The following is a 468-nucleotide window of genomic DNA, read 5'->3' as shown; positions in this document are numbered from 1 at the left end:
ATTTTTGCAGTAAATTAAGCTCCAGTCCCGTATCAAACACCTGACTGGAACAGTGGATATACTGCCCGGGGATTTTGTGAAATTCTGCGCCGCTGTTTTCAATCAAAACAATGGTATACACATTCCAAAGTTTTTTATAAGTAGATCCCCTTTCTTTTCTGCTTTTTATCCGGCTGTACTGCCGAAGCATCAGGTCCGAGGAATAACAGGCGGCACGCTCTCCCGGAAAAGCGTAGCCAATGCGCTGAATTTCAATATTTACTAATTCTCCGCTCTCAAGTTCAGCCAGAACATCCATAATCAGCAGAGAACCTTCCGCAGAAATCCGGTTGGATTCCGGGGATAAGACCTGCTTCACTGTCACTCTCTGCTTCATAATGCAGGAAAGCATGGCAGATAAACGATCACTGTGTACATCCGGATTAAAAATCAGTTTGAAGAAGGGATCATAGCTGATCTTCAACCCCC

At 44.4% G+C, this 468-nt stretch carries 1 protein-coding gene; it reads right to left on the bottom strand.

Going from position 1 to position 468, the window contains the following annotated elements:
- The coding region (locus NE664_13700) for an Rpn family recombination-promoting nuclease/putative transposase (GenBank protein MCQ4727687.1) at positions 1–468 on the bottom strand (468 nt) is incomplete at both ends.

The sequence above is a fragment of the Anaerotignum faecicola genome, assembly GCA_024460105.1.
Taxonomy (GTDB): domain Bacteria; phylum Bacillota; class Clostridia; order Lachnospirales; family Anaerotignaceae; genus JANFXS01.
This window is presented reverse-complemented; position numbering and strand designations above follow the sequence as displayed.